The 339-nt window shown below is 64.3% G+C and carries 1 pseudogene; it reads right to left on the reverse strand.

Going from position 1 to position 339, the window contains the following annotated elements:
* Positions 1-339 (reverse strand): annotated as a pseudogene (locus tag GV790_RS29350) (hypothetical protein); the annotation flags it as partial.

The following is a 339-nucleotide window of genomic DNA, read 5'->3' on the forward strand; positions in this document are numbered from 1 at the left end:
ATATGGACCGCACCCAGCCCTGAGTAACGTCCTTGAGGTTCCACCACGAGACATGCTGTGAGTCTTCGGATTCCAGCGTCCATGCCTCCGCGAGCCTGGCAAAGAACGCATCGTCACCGGTCTTACCGCCCTGCGGTTCCCCGATGAAGATCACGCGACGGCCGCCCCGAGTCTCGAACTTCTCCAGTGCTTCGGAGGCCATCGTGTTCCCCCAGCCGGGCGGCCAGCAGAGGAACAGAACCGATTCCCCGTCCAGCTCGGCGTCGAACTCATCGAGGCCCGACACCGGGTACCACACGGTTCGCTGGCCTTCGGCGTCCGGGAACGACGGGTTCGCCG

The organism is Nocardia cyriacigeorgica, assembly GCF_010858045.1.
Lineage (GTDB): Bacteria > Actinomycetota > Actinomycetes > Mycobacteriales > Mycobacteriaceae > Nocardia > Nocardia cyriacigeorgica_E.